Source organism: Pseudomonas sp. GW821-FHT09D08 (assembly GCF_059416305.1).
In genome coordinates this window covers 323,346-339,784 of the sequence record NZ_JBWKOX010000005.1, presented here as the reverse complement: position 1 = coordinate 339,784, position 16,439 = coordinate 323,346, and the positions used below count along the sequence as shown (strand labels likewise).

Sequence of the window (16,439 nt, the reverse complement as noted above, 5' to 3'; positions counted from 1 at the left end):
TCAGAGGATTCTGAAAAATTCTGCGCTAAGCCGTTGCAGCATGTAACACCTGCGGATTGGGGTGGAAAAATACGTGCTCCAGAATCGGTCCTACCGCCACTTCGCCGATCTCCTCATAGCCCTGGCGTTTGTAGAACTCCAGATAGCGCGAATTCCCCGTGTCCAACACCACACCGGACGAGTGCGGGTCTTCAGCGCACCAATTATGTACCGCCTCCAGCAGCTGTTCACCGTAGTGCTTGCCCTGGAATTGCGGATGAATGCCCAGCAGCGGCAACACATGCACCGACTCGTTGGGCAGGCAGGCCATCACCGCATAGTGGTAGTCCAGGTAGCGCCGGGTGCCGCGCACGCCGGTGCTCAGCCACATGCGCAATTGCCAGGCCCAGCTTTCGGTAATCCCCAGGCGCCGCTGCGGTGGCGCGATCAGCGCGATACCGATCAGGCGGTCGTTGACGAACAGGCCGATGGCGGGAAGTTTCTGGAAGAAATGCTGCTTGACCAGTTCGCGCACGGTGGCACGCACCCGTTGTTCATAGCCTGCGCGTTCCGCCTCGAAGATGTAGGAAAACGTCGGCTCATGCCGATAGGCCTGGTACAGCAGCGAGCGTGCTTCGCGGGAGTAGCCGCTGTTGAGCAGGCGAACTTCGCCAATGGCAGTGTCAGTCATACAGTCAATCTCCCTGGGCGCCACTCAATAGATGGCGTTCTTATGGGTACGAACCTACGCAGCACCAGTCGTTCCCAGACATTAGCAGTGCATCTGTCCTACCGCCACGCTGGCCCCCGTCCGACTTGTCCGCTAGCATCGCCCTTTTGCCAGACTGGACCGCCGACCATGAAAATCGTCTCCTTCAATATCAACGGGCTGCGCGCCCGCCCTCATCAGCTGGCGGCACTGATTGAAAAACACCAACCCGACGTGATCGGCCTGCAGGAAACCAAGGTCCACGACGACCAGTTCCCCCTGGCCGAAGTGCAGGCCCTGGGCTATCACGTGTACTACCACGGGCAAAAAGGCCACTACGGCGTGGCACTGCTCTCGCGAAAAGAAGCCTTGAGCGTGCACAAGGGCTTTGCCAGCGATGAAGAAGACGCCCAGCGCCGCTTTATCTGGGGCACATTCGCCGATGAAAACGGCCAGCCGGTGACCATCATGAACGGCTATTTCCCACAAGGTGAAAGCCGCGACCATCCGACCAAGTTCCCCGCCAAGCAGCGCTTCTACGCAGATTTGCAGCACCTGCTGGAAAGCCAGTTCAGCAACGACCAGGCCCTCGTGGTGATGGGCGATGTGAACATTTCCCCGGAGGACTGCGACATCGGCATCGGCGCCGACAACGCCAAGCGCTGGCTGAAAACCGGCAAGTGCAGCTTCCTGCCCGAAGAGCGCGAGTGGATGGCACGCCTGAAGAACTGGGGCCTGGTGGACAGTTTCCGCCACCTCAACCCCGAGGTGGCCGACCGTTTCAGCTGGTTCGACTACCGCAGCCGTGGGTTCGAGGATGAGCCCAAGCGTGGGCTGCGCATTGACGTGATCATGGCCTCCAATGGCTTGTTGCCACGAGTCAAGGATGCCGGGGTGGATTACGACCTGCGGGGCTTGGAGAAACCGTCTGACCATGCGCCGATCTGGCTTGAACTGAGCTGATCACGCTGACTGTACTCGGGCCAAATGTGGGAGGGGGCTTGCCCCCGATCGCGGTGTATCAGTAACAGATAAGCTGACTGTCAGTCACATTATTGAAATCCAAGTGACTTAATCTCGCCGCACTCCCTTTGGCTTGAGAAGGTGCCGGCATGATGCTGCGCGTTCTGTTCCTGTTGTGTAGCGCGTTGTCCCTCTGCGTCGTGGCTGCCCCCCTCCCCGTTCCCGACCAAGGCCCGGCTTTGCGCATCCAGGGTTCCAACACCATTGGCGCGGCGCTGGGGCCCGCGCTGGTCAAGGGGTTGATGGAGCATCAGGGCCTGCAGGCGGTGCACAGCGAACCGGCCGAGGGCGCCAATGAACAGCGCGTGATCGGCAAGACGCGCCAGGGCAGGACGGTGACCGTCGAGGTGGCGGCCCATGGTTCCAGCACGGGGTTTGCCGCGCTGAAAAACGCCAGCGCCGACCTGGCCGCCTCGTCCCGGCCGATAAAAGACAGTGAACTGGTGGACCTCGAACCGCTCGGCGACCTGAAAAGCCCCGAGGCCGAACAGGTGATCGCCATCGACGGCCTGGCCATTATCCTCAACCCGCGCAACCCGTTGAATACGTTGAACACCGAGCAACTGGCGCAGATTTTCAACGGCGAAATCAACACCTGGGAAGCATTGGGCGGTATCGGCGGCGCCATTCACCTTTATGCGCGGGATGATCAATCCGGCACCTATGACACCTTCAAGGACCTGGTGCTGCGCCTGCGCGGCAAGCCCCTGGCCGCTGGCGCCAAGCGCTTCGAGTCCAGCGAAGCGTTGTCCGATGCGGTGAGCCGGGATCCCCAGGGCATCGGTTTTATCGGCTTGCCTTACGTGCGCCAGGCCAAGGAGGTGGCGATTGTCGATGGCGACTCGCAACCGATGCTGCCGTTGAACAGCCTGATTGCCACCGAGGATTACCCGCTGTCACGCCGGCTGTTCTTCTACCTGCCGCCCTCCTCCAGCAACCCGTGGGCCAAGGCGCTGGTGGATTTTGCCCAGAGCAGCAAAGGCCAGGCGATTGTGGCGGCCAATGGGTTTATTGCGCAGCAGGTGCAGGCGATGACGGTGGAGCCGCGCCCTTCGATGCCCGACGACTACCAGGCGATTGCCCGCGACGCCCAGCGTTTGAGCGTGAATTTTCGCTTCGAGGAAGGCAGCGCCAGCCTGGACAACAAGGCGCGCCAGGACGTGCAGCGCGTCGTGGCCTATATAAAGCGCCACAACCAACTCGACAAGCAGGTAACGCTGGTGGGATTCGGCGATGCCAAGAATGACCCGCAACGGGCCGCGCTACTGTCCAAACTGCGGGCGATGGCGGTGCGCCGGGAGTTGGTCAAGAACGGCGTGGTATTGCGCGATATTCGTGGGTTTGGCGCACAGATGCCGGTGGCGGCGAATACGGCGGATGAGGGGCGGATCAAGAATCGGCGGGTGGAGGTGTGGGTGTACTGAGGCCTTAGCCTTGCGGTGTTCGGAATGGCCTCATCGGGGGCAAGCCCCCTCCCACATTTTGATTTGGGAATACATTCAAAGTGTGGGAGGGGGCTTGCCCCCGATGCAGGCGACGCGGTGTTACTGCCCGCCGCGCATCAACTCTTTAGGCACATACTTGCCGATCTCGAACTTGCCGATGGCCGCGCGGTGCACTTCGTCCGGGCCGTCGGCCAGGCGCAGGGTGCGTTGCATGGCGTACATGTAGGCCAGCGGGAAGTCGTTGGAGACGCCGGCGCCGCCGTGGATCTGGATCGCACGGTCGATCACCTTCAACGCCACGTTCGGCGCCACCACCTTGATCTGGGCGATTTCACTTTTCGCCACTTTATTGCCCACGGTGTCCATCATGTACGCCGCTTTCAAGGTCAGCAGGCGCGCCATGTCGATTTCCATCCGTGAGTCGGCGATCTTGTCGATATTGCCGCCCAGGCGTGCCAAAGGCTTGCCGAACGCGGTGCGGCTGACGGAGCGTTTGCACATCAGTTCCAGCGCGCGCTCGGCCATGCCGATGGAGCGCATGCAGTGGTGGATACGGCCCGGGCCGAGGCGGCCTTGGGCAATCTCGAAGCCTCGGCCTTCACCCAGCAGTACGTTTTCGTACGGCACGCGGACATTGTCGAATAGCACTTCGGCGTGGCCGTGGGGCGCGTCGTCGTAGCCGAACACCGGCAGCGGGCGTACGATTTTTACCCCGGGGGCATCCACCGGCACCAGGATCATCGAGTGCTGCTGGTGGCGCGGTGCATCCGGGTTGCTCAGGCCCATGAAGATCAGGATCTTGCAGCGCGGGTCGCAGGCGCCGGAGGTCCACCACTTCTTGCCGTTGATCACCCACTCGTCGCCCTGGCGCTCGGCACGGGCGGCCATGTTGGTGGCGTCCGAAGAGGCGACATCGGGCTCGGTCATGGCGAAGGCCGAACGGATCTCGCCGCGCAGCAGCGGTTCGAGCCAGCGTTGTTTCTGCTCTTCGTTGGCGTAGCGCACCAGCACTTCCATGTTGCCGGTGTCGGGGGCGGAGCAGTTGAACGGTTCCGGACCCAGCAGCGAGCGGCCCATGATCTCGGCCAGGGGGGCGTATTCAAGGTTGGTCAGGCCGGCGCCCAGTTCGGACTCGGGCAGGAACAGGTTCCACAGGCCTTCGGCTTTCGCCCGGGCCTTCAGCTCTTCCATGATGGCGGTGGGCTGCCAGCGGTCGCCTTCGCTGACCTGGCGTTCGAACACCGGCTCGGCCGGGTAAACGTAAGCGTCCATGAACGCGGTGACGCGTTCACGCAGTTCCTGAACCTTGGGCGAATAGGCGAAATCCATGAGCAGCTCCCTTCTTTGAGAGGTTGTTTAGGTCATGCAATCGATGCTAGAACAGCGTTGATAATTTACCTAGCCTATTCTCGGCGTGTATTAACATTCATCACCGATATATGATCGACGTATGGCCAACTAACAATAAGAGCGCAACGAAATGAATCTGAGCAAGGTCGACCTCAACCTCTTTATCGTCTTCGACGCGATCTACACCGAAGCCAACCTGACCCGCGCCGGGCAGATTGTCGGCATCACCCAGCCGGCGGTGTCCAACGCCCTGGCGCGCCTGCGCGAGACGTTCAACGACCCGCTGTTCGTGCGCACCGCCCAAGGCATGGTGCCTACGCCGATGGCGCAGAACATCATCGGCCCGGTGCGCAATGCGCTGTCGTTGCTGCGGGTGTCGGTGCAGGAAAGCCGCATCTTCAACCCGCAGCAGGCGGCCAAGACCTACCGCATCAGCATGACCGACCTCACCGAAGCGGTGATTCTGCCGCTGCTGTTCCAACGCCTGCGCCGCCTGGCGCCCACCGTGGTGATCGAGAGTTTCCTGTCCAAACGCCGCGAGACCACCAAGGAACTGGCGGCCGGGCGCCTGGATTTTGCCGTGGATGCGCCGCTCAACACCGACCCGCAGGTGCGCCACGTCAAGCTGATGGAAGACCGCTACGTGTGCGCCATGCGCAAGGGCCATCCCATGGCGGGCAAGGACAAGTTCACCCTGGATGACTATCTGTCACTGACCCATATCCATATCTCCAGCCGCCGCAACGGCTTGGGCCATGTCGACCTGGCCCTGGGCAAGATGGGCATCCAGCGCAAGATCGCCCTGCGCTCCCAGCATTACCTGATGGCCTCGCAAGTGTTGCAGCAGACCGACATGGTCATGACCGTGCCCGAACGTTTCGCCCGCCGCCATGAACTGCATTGGTTCAACCTGCCGGTCAATGACGTGCCACCGGTGGAAACCCACCTGTACTGGCACGAAAGCACCGACCAGGACCCGGCCAACCGCTGGATGCGCGAGCAGATGATCGAGTTGTGCCAGCAAGTCACCGCCCATGAGAAGAAGCTGGATAAGCAACAGGCCTGAGGCTGAAGAGCGCCCCCTGTGGCAGGGGGCTTGCCCCGATGGGCTGCGCAGCGCCCCTTGACGTTTACGTCAACCTGCCATTAGCTTAGCGCCAAGACCTTCTTGAGCGCCCCCATGAGCACGACCTACAGCATCTCCGACCTCGCCCGTGAGCTCGACATCACCACCCGCGCCATTCGTTTCTATGAGGAACAAGGCCTGCTGGCCCCGGAACGCCGGGGCCAGGAGCGCATTTATTCGGCGCGGGACAAGGTCAGCCTCAAGCTGATCCTGCGGGGCAAGCGCATCGGTTTTTCCCTGGCCGAGTGCCGTGAGCTGATCGAACTCTACGACCCCACCGGCGGCAACCAGATCCAACTCAACAGCATGCTGGCCAAGATCGCCGAGCGCCGTGAGCAGTTGGAACAGCAACTGCTGGATATCGAACAAATGAAGCTGGAACTGGACACCGCCGAAGAGCGTTGCACCCAGGCCCTGGCGCAAACCATGGGCCAGGTTGGCCATTGATCAGAAGGTAGCTGCCATGTCCCTCCCCTCCCATGTGCGCCTGGTGGAAGTCGGCCCGCGCGACGGTTTGCAGAACGAAGCCCAGCCCATCAGCGTGGCCGAGAAGGTCCAATTGGTGGATGCCCTCAGCGCGGCGGGCCTGAGCTATATCGAAGTCGGCAGTTTTGTCTCGCCCAAGTGGGTGCCGCAAATGGCCGGTTCCGCCGACGTGTTCGCGCAGATCCAGCGCAAGCCCGGCGTGACCTACGGCGCACTGGCGCCAAACCTGCGCGGTTTCGAGGACGCGCTGGCGGCGGGCGTGAAGGAGGTGGCGGTGTTTGCCGCAGCCTCCGAGGCGTTTTCCCAGCGCAATATCAACTGTTCCATCAGCGAAAGCCTGGAGCGTTTTGCGCCGATCATGGCGGCGGCGAGGCAGCACGGCATCAGCGTGCGCGGCTATGTGTCCTGTGTGCTGGGTTGCCCTTACGAAGGTGAGATTGCGCCGGAACAGGTGGCGGCGGTCGCGCGGGAGCTGTATGCCATGGGCTGCTACGAGGTCTCCTTGGGCGACACCATCGGCACCGGCACGGCGGGCACCACGCGGCGGCTGTTCGAGGTGGTCGGCGCGCAGGTGCCACGGGACAAACTGGCGGGCCACTTCCATGACACCTATGGCCAGGCCATCGCCAATATCTATGCCGGCCTGCTGGAAGGCATCACGGTATTCGACAGCTCTATTGCAGGCCTCGGCGGCTGCCCCTATGCCAAGGGCGCCAGCGGTAACGTCGCCACCGAAGATGTGCTGTACCTGCTCAATGGCCTCGGGATCGACACCGGCATCGACCTGGACGCATTGATTCGCGCGGGCCTGCACATCAGCCATGTCCTCGGCCGCCCCACGGGCTCGCGCGTAGCCAAGGCACGGACAGCCGGTTGAGTAGCGTAGCCGTGACAATGTGTTACCGCACGGCTACACATCGAGTAACACGGGAACATATTTTGTCGTATTTTCTGTAGGTCAAGACCTACAGAAAAATTAACTTATTGATTTTAAAGGGATTTAAAAAGTTGGCACGCCTTCTGCTATCTCTATGGCATAACAAGAATAAAAAGCGCCAAACCTAATAAAAATAAGACGAAACGACTCTGACATAACAAAAACAACACGGCAGAGACGCAGCTAACAGATTTTTTTGGAGAAGATGTGCTTCGCAGGGTACGGCATGCCGAAACCCGCAACCGGTTAGAGAAAAATAAAACTACCTCAGGTAGCTACCCACTGGTTGGATCGTTAACGAAGAAGCAGGTCAGCGCTCAAAAAAATACGTTTGCTCTTGACCCCGGATGGGGGTCGCCAAAAACAGCGGTAAAGGGTAACGGTTGCCAAAAACAACAATAGACCGCCCCTCAATAATAAAAAAAGAGCACGCAACGACAAATTAAAGGGGACCTTCGGGTCCCCTTTGTGCTTTCTGGCCTTTAACCCTGCCCTGCCCCCAGCTCTTCGATCGAGATCTCGCGCATGCGGAATTTCTGGATCTTGCCCGTCACCGTCATTGGAAACTCCTCCACGAACTTGAAGTACCGGGGCGTCTTGAAGTGCGCGATGCGGCCCTTGCACCAGGCCTGCAGTTCCAGTTCGCTGGCCACATGACCGGGATGCAACTTGACCCAGGCCACGATCTCCTCGCCGTAGCGCTCGTCCGGAATGCCGATGACCTGCACATCGGCCACCGCCGGGTGGGTGAAGAAAAACTCTTCCACCTCGCGCGGGTACACGTTTTCGCCACCGCGAATGATCATGTCCTTGTTGCGCCCGGCGATGCACACATAGCCGTGGGCATCCATGGTGGCCAGGTCGCCGGTGTGCATCCAGCCCGCAGCGTCGATGGCCTCGCGGGTGCCGTCGGGGTTGTTCCAGTAGCCGAGCATCACGCTGTAGCCACGGGTGCAGAGTTCGCCGACCTGGCCACGGGGCAGCGTGTTACCGGTTTCATCGATGATCTTGCTTTCCAGTTGCGGCTGGGTGCGGCCGACGGTGGTCACGCGGCGCTCCAGGTCATCATCCGCACCGGTTTGCAGGGACACGGGGCTGGTCTCGGTCATGCCGTAGGCAATCTGCACCTCGCCCATGTGCAATTCGCCGATGACCCGGCGCATCACCTCAATGGGGCACGTGGCGCCGGCCATGATGCCGGTGCGCAGGGTGGACAGCTCGAACTCGCCCCGGCGCGGGTGATCGAGCAGGGCAATAAACATGGTGGGCACGCCGTACAGCCCGGTGGCACGTTCTTCGGCGACGGCGGTGAGGGTCAGCAGCGGATCGAAGCCGTCATTCGGGTAGATCATGGTGGTGCCATGGGTGATGCAGCCCAGGTTGCCCATCACCATGCCGAAGCAGTGGTACAGCGGCACCGGGATCACCAGGCGGTCCTGCGCGGTGAGGCCCAGGCTTTCGCCGACCATATAGCCGTTGTTGAGGATGTTGTGATGACTGAGGGTGGCGCCCTTGGGGAAACCGGTGGTGCCGGAGGTGTACTGGATATTGACGGCTTGATCGAAGTGCAGGCTGGCCTGGCGGCTGTGCAACTGCTCGGGCGGCAGGCCCGCACCGAGGGCCGCCAGTTCCGACCAGGGCAGGAAGCCCGGGGGCGGGCTGGGGTCGAGGCTGATCATGCCGCGCAGCTCAGGCTGCAATGCCTGCAACATCGCGTGGTAGTCGGAGGTCTTGAACGCGCCGGCGCACACCAGCCACTCGCAGCCGGACTGCTTGAGCACGTAGTCCAGTTCACTGCTGCGATACGCCGGGTTGATATTGACCAGGATCACGCCAATCTTGGCGCTGGCGATCTGGCTGATGCACCACTCGGCGCAATTGGGCGCCCAGATACCCAGGCGGTCGCCGGTCTGCATACCCAAGGCCAGGAACGCGCGAGCGTGCACCTCGACGGTCTCGGCCAGTTGCCGCCAGGTGTAGCGACGCTGCTGATGGCGCACCACAAGGGCTTCGCCATCGGGGTATTGCGCCACGGTGTGATCGAAGGCCTGGCCAATGGTCATGGCCAGCAGGCTCTTGTCCTGGGAGCCACGGCTGTAGCTCGGATGCGGTTGATCCATAACGACCCCTGTTGTCTTTTTTGTAGGTTGACGTAAACGTAAACTACGATTGACAGCGCCGTAACGCAAGCTTACGTTAACGTAAAGGTGAGCGCCCTTTCCCTGACGCGCCCTCCACACAACAACAACGCTTACATTAAGGTGCCTGTCCATGAGTTACCCGTCCCTGAACTTCGCCCTCGGTGAAACCATCGACATGCTGCGCGACCAGGTGCAGTCCTTCGTGGCCAAGGAAATCGCACCCCGTGCGGCACAGATCGACATCGACAACCTGTTCCCCGCCGACCTGTGGCGTAAGTTCGGGGACATGGGCCTGCTGGGCGTCACCGTACCGGAAGAATACGGCGGCGCCGGCCTGGGCTACCTGGCCCACGTGGTGAGCATGGAAGAAATCAGCCGTGGCTCGGCCTCGGTGGCGTTGTCCTACGGCGCCCACTCCAACCTGTGTGTGAACCAGATCAACCGCAACGGTACTCACGATCAGAAACTCAAGTACCTGCCCAAACTGATCAGCGGCGAGCACGTCGGCGCCCTGGCCATGAGCGAACCCAACGCCGGTTCCGACGTGGTCTCGATGAAACTGCGCGCCGACAAACACGGCGACCACTATGTGCTCAACGGCAGCAAGACCTGGATCACCAACGGCCCCGACGCCAGCACCTATGTGATCTACGCCAAGACCGACCTGGAAAAGGGCCCCCACGGCATCACCGCGTTTATCGTCGAGCGCGACTGGAAAGGCTTCAGCCGCAGCAACAAGTTCGACAAGCTCGGCATGCGTGGCTCCAACACCTGCGAGCTGTTTTTCGATGACGTCGAAGTGCCGGAAGAAAACATCCTCGGCGTGCTCAACGGCGGCGTGAAAGTGCTGATGAGCGGCCTCGATTACGAGCGTGTGGTGTTGTCCGGCGGCCCCACCGGGATCATGCAGGCGTGCATGGACCTGATCGTGCCGTACATCCACGATCGCAAGCAGTTCGGTCAAAGCATCGGCGAGTTCCAGCTGATCCAGGGCAAGGTCGCCGACATGTACACCCAGCTCAACGCCAGCCGCGCCTACCTCTACGCGGTGGCCCAGGCCTGCGAGCGCGGCGAAACCACGCGCAAGGATGCGGCCGGGGTGATCCTGTACAGCGCCGAACGCGCCACGCAAATGGCCCTCGACGCGATCCAGATCCTCGGCGGCAATGGCTACATCAATGAATTCCCCGCCGGGCGCCTGCTGCGGGACGCCAAGCTGTATGAAATCGGCGCCGGCACCAGTGAGATTCGGCGGATGCTGATCGGTCGCGAACTCTTCAACGAAACCCGCTGAAGGAGCGTCCCATGGCCACCTTGCACACCCAGCTCAACCCACGCTCGGCGGAGTTCGCCAGCAACAGCGCGGCGATGCGCCAACAGGTCGACGCCCTGCACACTCTGCTCGCCCACGTGCAGCAAGGCGGCGGCGCCAAGGCCCAGGAGCGCCACACCTCACGCGGCAAACTGCTGCCGCGCGAGCGCATCAATCGCCTGCTGGACCCGGGCTCGCCGTTCCTCGAACTCAGCCAACTGGCCGCCCATCAGGTGTACGGCGAAGACGTACCGGCCGCCGGGGTGATCGCCGGGATCGGCCGCGTGGAAGGCGTCGAATGCATGATCGTCGCCAACGACGCCACGGTCAAAGGCGGCTCCTACTACCCACTCACGGTGAAAAAACACCTGCGCGCCCAGACCATCGCCGAACAGAACCGCCTGCCGTGCATCTACCTGGTGGATTCCGGCGGCGCCAACCTGCCGCGCCAGGATGAAGTATTTCCCGACCGCGAACACTTCGGGCGGATCTTCTTCAACCAGGCCAACATGAGTGCCCAGGGCATCCCGCAGATCGCCGTGGTGATGGGCTCGTGCACCGCCGGTGGCGCCTACGTGCCGGCCATGGCCGACGAAGCGATCATGGTGCGCAACCAAGCCACCATCTTCCTGGCCGGCCCGCCGTTGGTAAAGGCGGCTACCGGTGAAGTGGTGAGCGCCGAAGACCTCGGCGGTGCCGACGTGCACTGCAGGATATCCGGCGTGGCCGACCACTATGCCGACAGTGATGAACACGCCCTGGCCCTGGCCCGCCGCAGCGTGGCCAACCTCAATTGGCGCAAGCAAGGCCAATTGCTGCAACGCGCGCCCGTGGCGCCGTTGTACAGCAGCGAAGAGCTCTACGGCGTGATCCCGGCCGATGCCAAGCAGCCGTTCGATGTGCGCGAAGTGATCGCACGGCTGGTGGATGGCTCGGTGTTCGATGAGTTCAAGGCGCTGTTCGGCACCACCCTGGTGTGCGGCTTCGCGCATGTGCACGGCTACCCGATCGCGATCCTGGCGAACAACGGGATTCTGTTCGCCGAGGCCGCGCAAAAAGGCGCGCACTTTATCGAGCTGGCCTGCCAACGGGGGATTCCGCTGCTGTTCCTGCAGAACATCACCGGCTTTATGGTCGGCCAGAAATACGAAGCCGGTGGCATCGCCAAGCACGGCGCCAAGCTGGTGACTGCTGTGGCGTGCGCCAAGGTGCCGAAATTCACGGTGATCATCGGCGGCAGCTTCGGCGCCGGCAACTACGGCATGTGCGGCCGCGCCTATGACCCACGTTTTTTGTGGATGTGGCCCAACGCGCGGATTGGTGTGATGGGCGCCGAACAGGCCGCAGGCGTGCTGGTGCAGGTCAAGCGTGAACAGGCTGAACGGGCAGGCGTCGGCTTCAGCGTTGAAGAGGAAGCGGCGATCAAGCAGCCGATCCTCGACCAGTACGAAACCCAGGGTCACCCTTATTACTCCAGCGCACGCCTGTGGGACGACGGCGTCATCGACCCGATGCAGACCCGCGATGTGCTGGCCCTGGCCTTGTCCGCCGCGCTGAATGCCCCCATCGAGCCGAGCCGCTTCGGCGTGTTCCGCATGTAACCTGTAGGAGCGAGCTTGCTCGCGAAGGTCGTTAACGATAACGCGAGCATTCTGGATGAACGCGTTGCCTGGACGTTTTTCGCGAGCAAGCTCGCTCCTACAGGAGACCTCTCATCATCATGGAGCTCCTTGCATGAGCGATTTCAATACCCTCGAACTGATCACCGACAGCCGTGGCTTTGCCACGCTGTGGCTCAGCCGAGAAGCCAAGAACAACGCGTTCAACGCCGAGATGATCCGCGAACTGATCATCGCCCTCGACCATGTGCAAGGTGATGCGTCCCTGCGTTTCCTGGTCCTGCGGGGGCGTGGCAGGCACTTCAGCGCCGGTGCCGACCTGGCCTGGATGCAGCAGTCGGCCGAGCTGGATTACCACACCAACCTGGACGACGCCCGCGAACTGGCGGAGCTGATGTACAACCTGGCCAAGCTGAAAATCCCCACCCTGGCAGTGGTGCAAGGCGCGGCCTACGGTGGCGCGCTGGGCCTGATCAGTTGCTGCGACATGGCCATCGGCGCCGATGACGCGCAGTTCTGCCTGTCGGAAGTGCGCATCGGCCTGGCCCCGGCCGTGATCAGCCCGTTCGTGGTGCAGGCCATCGGCGAGCGGGCGGCGCGGCGCTACGCCCTGACCGCCGAGCGGTTTGGCGGCCAGCGTGCCCGGGAAATCGGCCTGCTGGCGGAAAGCTACCCGATTGGCGAACTGGACCAACAGGTGGAACAGTGGGTCACTAACCTGCTGCAAAACAGCCCGGCGGCGATGCGCGCCAGCAAGGACCTGCTGCGCGAAGTCGGTAACGGCGCGCTCACCCCTGCCCTGCGCCGCTATTGCGAAAATGCCATCGCGCGCATCCGTGTCAGCGCCGAAGGCCAGGAGGGCTTGCGCGCGTTCCTGCAAAAACGCCCACCCAGCTGGCAACCCCAGGAGCCGCGTTCATGAGCACGCTCACCACCGTACTGGTGGCCAACCGCGGCGAGATTGCCTGCCGGGTGATGCGCACCGCCAAGGCCATGGGCCTGACCACCGTGGCGGTGCACAGCGCCGTCGACCGTGATGCGCGACACAGCCGCGAGGCGGATATTCGCGTCGACCTGGGGGGCAGCAAAGCCACCGAGAGCTACCTGCAAATCGACAAATTGATCGCCGCCGCCCAGGCCAGCGGTGCCCAGGCCATTCACCCAGGCTACGGCTTCCTGTCGGAAAACGCCGGGTTTGCCCGTGCGATCGAGGCAGCGGGCCTGATCTTCCTCGGGCCGCCCGCCTCGGCCATCGACGCCATGGGCAGTAAGTCCGCCGCCAAGGCCCTGATGGAAACCGCCGGCGTGCCCCTGGTGCCGGGGTATCACGGTACGGAACAGGACCTGGAAACCTTCCGCGACGCCTGTGAGCGCATTGGCTATCCGGTGTTGCTCAAGGCCACGGCCGGGGGCGGCGGCAAGGGCATGAAGGTGGTGGAGGATGTCAGCCAACTCGCCGACGCCCTGGCCTCGGCCCAACGTGAGGCGCTGTCGTCCTTCGGCAATGGGCAGATGCTGGTGGAGAAATACCTGCTCAAGCCACGCCACGTAGAGATCCAGGTATTTGCCGATCAGCACGGGCATTGCCTGTACCTCAATGAGCGGGATTGCTCGATCCAGCGTCGACACCAAAAGGTCGTCGAGGAAGCCCCGGCACCAGGGCTGAGCGTTGCACAGCGCAAGGCCATGGGCGAAGCGGCGGTGCGTGCGGCCCAGGCCATCGGTTATGTCGGTGCGGGCACGGTGGAGTTCTTGCTGGATGCGCGCGGCGAGTTTTTCTTCATGGAGATGAACACCCGGCTGCAGGTGGAACACCCGGTCACCGAAGCGATTACCGGCCTGGACCTGGTGGCCTGGCAGATTCGCGTCGCCCAGGGCGAGGCGCTGCCGATCACCCAGGAGCAGGTGCCACTGATCGGCCATGCGATTGAAGTGCGTTTGTACGCCGAAGACCCGGCCAACGACTTCCTGCCCGCCACCGGGCACCTGGCGCTGTATCGCGAGTCCGCGCCGGGCCCGGGGCGTCGCGTGGACAGTGGTGTCGAGCAAGGAGACGACGTGTCGCCGTTCTATGACCCGATGCTCGGCAAGCTGATTGCCTGGGGTGAAGACCGTGAACAGGCACGCCTGCGCTTGCTGAGCATGCTCGATGAGTTTGCCGTGGGTGGGTTGAAGACCAATCTGGGCTTCCTGCGGCGCATTATTGGTCATCCGGCATTTGCGGCAGCTGAGCTGGATACCGGATTTATTCCGCGCTACCAGGACGAACTTCTGCCGGTGGCCGGGACGTTGAGCGATGCGTTCTGGCAAGCTGCGGGTTCTGCCTTCATGCAGAGCTTGCCCCCAGGTGACGGGCCATGGGCGGACACCGGTGGATTCCGTGCAGGATTGCCCGCCGAGGTCTCGCTGCACTTGAGCTGCAATGGCCAGGACCGCCTGGTGACACTGGCCGCCGGCGCCGCGACATTGCAGGGCGAACAGTTAGTGATCGAACACCAGGGCGTCCGTCGTTCACATCTGGCGGTGCGCAACGAGCACACGGTTTTCCTGCGTTGGGACGGCGAGATGCAGGGCGTGAGCCTGTTCGATCCGATTGCCGCTGTCGAGGCCAACCAGTCGCACCAGGGCGGCCTCACGGCACCAATGAACGGCAGCATCGTGCGGGTACTGGTGGACGTCGGCCAAACGGTCGAGGCCGGCACCCAGTTGGTGGTGCTCGAAGCGATGAAGATGGAGCACAGCATCCGCGCGCCCCAGGCCGGGGTAGTCAAGGCGCTGTTCTGCCAGGAGGGCGAAATGGTTGCCGAAGGGTGCGCGTTGGTGGAGCTCGAAACGGCGGACTAGAACTTCACCGTGGCCTGCACGACGACGCCGAGGATGCGGCAATCAACGGTGAACAGCAGTTTCGGGTAGGTGGGGTTGAGCGGCACCAGGTAGAGCTGGCCGCTCTCTTCCAGCAACTGCCGGAAGGTCGCCTGGGTACTGCCGGCCCGTTGGGCGACTACCAGTTTGCCCGGTTCGGCGGCGATGGCCGGATCTACCAGGATCATCATCCCCGCTGCGATGCTCGGGCCGCTGAGCGCGGTCATGGCGTCGCTCGTCACCGGCAGCCAGTAGGCGTCGCCCCGGGCGTGGTAATCCGTCGGTTCGAAGCGCGCGGTACCATAGGCCGGGCGCTCTTCGCGCGTTTCGCCCAAGCCTTTCCACTCGCTGACCGGGTAGCGAAAATACGCCGTGTACTGTCTTGCCGGGTCTACGACCTCGTCGGCCTTCTCACGCAGCTCCTGCACTACTTCCAGGTCGCCCAGCCCCAACTCTGCCAGCACCCGGTTCATATCCGCCAGGCTCGGCACGCGGCGCTTGTTGAGCCAGTGGCCAACGCCCCCCTGGGACATGCCCAAGCGTTCAGCCAACTCACCCTGGGTGACCTTGCGGTCTTTCATGTTGGCCTTGACCAACGCTATCCATTTATCCATGGCCGCCGACAATACGTCAGCCAGTTTCCAGGGCAATAAACAGTTTGTAGTAATCCATAAAACGACATAAATACGATACGTACTATCATCGAGCATAAGGTTTTCGACACCCACCCAGAGTACCGCCCCTTATGACAACGAGCCCGTATCTCCTGCCTGAAACACCCGAAAACGATGACGTGCAAAACCTGCGCAGCAGCGGTGCTGCCCAGCGTGCCTTGGACTTCTACTTGAAAGAAAATATGTCAGCACCCGTCCCGAATGACAGCTTTTTCGCCATCAAGCCCGGCATCAGCCAGGAGGAAGCCCTGGTGCACGCCTCGGACCTGTTGCGCAGTGCCGCCGCCACGGCCTACGAATCAGCGAGCAGCCATCAGGGCAACCAGCGCGACCTGGCGTTTTCAGTGGTGTATTTGATTGATATGGCGAAGGCGATGGTCGAGCGGTCGTTGCAGGTACCGGAGGTTCAGGCGAACGGATAACAGCCGCGAAAGAAAAATATTTCTATCCCATGGATAAAAACATTTGACTTGCAAATGATAATGATTATTATTGGGCTCAGCTGATCGCGAGATCAGTCGATAGACCAAGGGACCTTAGGTCGGACTCTTGGAATATCTCCTCATCAGGCTAATCACGGTTTTTGACCCGGCTCTTTGGCCGGGTCTTTTTTTTGCCAGTTTCCCTGGCATGGCTTCAGGCTAATGAAGACTTTGTGTTGCTTGATGGCGCGCATGGTAGCAAAAGACCATCGCCAAAAGAAAGCCAGTCCAGTGCTGCAGCGCACATCTCTGCGAAATAGCGCTTGAGAATCAATCTCATAGATTCTAAGCTGC

General features: G+C 61.9%; 14 protein-coding genes. 10 read left to right on the top strand and 4 right to left on the bottom strand.

From position 1 onward, the window contains the following. Window positions 1-25 precede the first annotated feature (25 nt). Complete coding sequence (locus tag AC07OP_RS12995; protein WP_495101707.1) at window positions 26-670, bottom strand: GNAT family N-acetyltransferase; 645 nt, start codon at window positions 668-670, stop codon at window positions 26-28. 168 nt (window positions 671-838) lie between these two features. On the opposite strand from AC07OP_RS12995, the gene xthA reads away from it, so the two are divergent. Both xthA and AC07OP_RS12985 read left to right on the top strand, forming a co-directional pair. Continuing rightward, window positions 839-1,651 carry an exodeoxyribonuclease III gene (gene xthA, locus AC07OP_RS12990; RefSeq protein WP_027606278.1) on the top strand — a complete coding sequence of 271 codons (813 nt, stop codon included), beginning with the start codon at window positions 839-841 and terminating at the stop codon, window positions 1,649-1,651. 149 nt (window positions 1,652-1,800) lie between these two features. Then, window positions 1,801-3,135, top strand: a complete 1,335-nt coding sequence (locus AC07OP_RS12985) for a substrate-binding domain-containing protein (RefSeq protein WP_495101708.1) — start codon at window positions 1,801-1,803, stop codon at window positions 3,133-3,135. A gap of 120 nt (window positions 3,136-3,255) precedes the next feature. On the opposite strand, the gene AC07OP_RS12980 is transcribed toward AC07OP_RS12985, so the two are convergent. After that, entirely contained in the window at window positions 3,256-4,485 is a 1,230-nt protein-coding gene (locus AC07OP_RS12980; RefSeq protein ID WP_027606276.1) for an acyl-CoA dehydrogenase, read from the bottom strand. A gap of 151 nt (window positions 4,486-4,636) precedes the next feature. Here AC07OP_RS12980 and AC07OP_RS12975 point away from each other — a divergent pair, with 151 nt between their 5' ends. From AC07OP_RS12975 to AC07OP_RS12965, 3 genes are all read left to right on the top strand, one after another. Then, window positions 4,637-5,572 (top strand): LysR family transcriptional regulator, encoded by a 936-nt coding sequence (locus AC07OP_RS12975; protein ID WP_027606275.1) that lies wholly within the window; start codon window positions 4,637-4,639, stop codon window positions 5,570-5,572. Between the two features lie 114 nt (window positions 5,573-5,686). Further along, window positions 5,687-6,079: a MerR family transcriptional regulator gene (locus tag AC07OP_RS12970; protein ID WP_027606274.1), complete on the top strand. Its 393-nt coding sequence runs from the start codon at window positions 5,687-5,689 to the stop codon at window positions 6,077-6,079. Window positions 6,080-6,095: 16 nt separating this feature from the next. Next, a complete protein-coding gene (locus AC07OP_RS12965) occupies window positions 6,096-6,995 on the top strand; it encodes a hydroxymethylglutaryl-CoA lyase (RefSeq protein ID WP_115488501.1) in 900 nt (299 codons plus the stop codon). A 542-nt stretch (window positions 6,996-7,537) separates the two neighbouring features. Here AC07OP_RS12965 and AC07OP_RS12960 read toward each other — a convergent pair. Continuing rightward, on the bottom strand, window positions 7,538-9,175 hold the full coding sequence (locus tag AC07OP_RS12960; protein WP_495101709.1) for an AMP-binding protein: 1,638 nt from the start codon (window positions 9,173-9,175) through the stop codon (window positions 7,538-7,540). 151 nt (window positions 9,176-9,326) lie between these two features. Between AC07OP_RS12960 and AC07OP_RS12955 the strand changes: the two genes are divergently transcribed. The 4 genes from AC07OP_RS12955 (at window position 9,327) to AC07OP_RS12940 (ending at window position 14,971) form a co-directional block, all read left to right on the top strand. Next, window positions 9,327-10,490 (top strand): isovaleryl-CoA dehydrogenase, encoded by a 1,164-nt coding sequence (locus tag AC07OP_RS12955; RefSeq protein ID WP_495101710.1) that lies wholly within the window; start codon window positions 9,327-9,329, stop codon window positions 10,488-10,490. 11 nt (window positions 10,491-10,501) lie between these two features. After that, entirely contained in the window at window positions 10,502-12,109 is a 1,608-nt protein-coding gene (locus tag AC07OP_RS12950) for a carboxyl transferase domain-containing protein (protein WP_495101711.1), read from the top strand. Window positions 12,110-12,242: 133 nt separating this feature from the next. Beyond that, window positions 12,243-13,049 (top strand): gamma-carboxygeranoyl-CoA hydratase, encoded by an 807-nt coding sequence (locus AC07OP_RS12945; RefSeq protein WP_253491157.1) that lies wholly within the window; start codon window positions 12,243-12,245, stop codon window positions 13,047-13,049. Further along, on the top strand, window positions 13,046-14,971 hold the full coding sequence (locus AC07OP_RS12940; protein WP_495101712.1) for an acetyl/propionyl/methylcrotonyl-CoA carboxylase subunit alpha: 1,926 nt from the start codon (window positions 13,046-13,048) through the stop codon (window positions 14,969-14,971). The genes AC07OP_RS12945 and AC07OP_RS12940 overlap by 4 nt, the downstream gene beginning before the upstream one ends. Here AC07OP_RS12940 and AC07OP_RS12935 read toward each other — a convergent pair. Beyond that, on the bottom strand, window positions 14,968-15,603 hold the full coding sequence (locus tag AC07OP_RS12935; RefSeq protein WP_115488507.1) for a LexA family protein: 636 nt from the start codon (window positions 15,601-15,603) through the stop codon (window positions 14,968-14,970). The genes AC07OP_RS12940 and AC07OP_RS12935 overlap by 4 nt on opposite strands. Before the next feature lie 131 nt (window positions 15,604-15,734). Here AC07OP_RS12935 and AC07OP_RS12930 point away from each other — a divergent pair, with 131 nt between their 5' ends. Continuing rightward, window positions 15,735-16,085, top strand: coding sequence for a DUF6124 family protein (locus AC07OP_RS12930; RefSeq protein ID WP_495101713.1), 351 nt, complete (start codon window positions 15,735-15,737; stop codon window positions 16,083-16,085). Window positions 16,086-16,439 lie beyond the last annotated feature (354 nt).

Excerpts from the sequence above, each read along its gene's own strand:
- AC07OP_RS12930 (WP_495101713.1), top strand. The coding sequence starts at position 15,735 with ATGACAACGAGCCCGTATCTCCTGCCTGAAACACCCGAAAACGATGAC.
- AC07OP_RS12955 (WP_495101710.1), top strand. The coding sequence starts at position 9,327 with ATGAGTTACCCGTCCCTGAACTTCGCCCTCGGTGAAACCATCGACATG.
- AC07OP_RS12950 (WP_495101711.1), top strand. The coding sequence starts at position 10,502 with ATGGCCACCTTGCACACCCAGCTCAACCCACGCTCGGCGGAGTTCGCC.
- AC07OP_RS12980 (WP_027606276.1), bottom strand. The coding sequence starts at position 4,485 with ATGGATTTCGCCTATTCGCCCAAGGTTCAGGAACTGCGTGAACGCGTC.
- AC07OP_RS12940 (WP_495101712.1), top strand. The coding sequence starts at position 13,046 with ATGAGCACGCTCACCACCGTACTGGTGGCCAACCGCGGCGAGATTGCC.
- AC07OP_RS12970 (WP_027606274.1), top strand. The coding sequence starts at position 5,687 with ATGAGCACGACCTACAGCATCTCCGACCTCGCCCGTGAGCTCGACATC.
- AC07OP_RS12995 (WP_495101707.1), bottom strand. The coding sequence starts at position 670 with ATGACTGACACTGCCATTGGCGAAGTTCGCCTGCTCAACAGCGGCTAC.
- AC07OP_RS12975 (WP_027606275.1), top strand. The coding sequence starts at position 4,637 with ATGAATCTGAGCAAGGTCGACCTCAACCTCTTTATCGTCTTCGACGCG.
- AC07OP_RS12945 (WP_253491157.1), top strand. The coding sequence starts at position 12,243 with ATGAGCGATTTCAATACCCTCGAACTGATCACCGACAGCCGTGGCTTT.
- AC07OP_RS12960 (WP_495101709.1), bottom strand. The coding sequence starts at position 9,175 with ATGGATCAACCGCATCCGAGCTACAGCCGTGGCTCCCAGGACAAGAGC.
- AC07OP_RS12935 (WP_115488507.1), bottom strand. The coding sequence starts at position 15,603 with ATGGATAAATGGATAGCGTTGGTCAAGGCCAACATGAAAGACCGCAAG.
- AC07OP_RS12965 (WP_115488501.1), top strand. The coding sequence starts at position 6,096 with ATGTCCCTCCCCTCCCATGTGCGCCTGGTGGAAGTCGGCCCGCGCGAC.
- AC07OP_RS12985 (WP_495101708.1), top strand. The coding sequence starts at position 1,801 with ATGATGCTGCGCGTTCTGTTCCTGTTGTGTAGCGCGTTGTCCCTCTGC.
- xthA (WP_027606278.1), top strand. The coding sequence starts at position 839 with ATGAAAATCGTCTCCTTCAATATCAACGGGCTGCGCGCCCGCCCTCAT.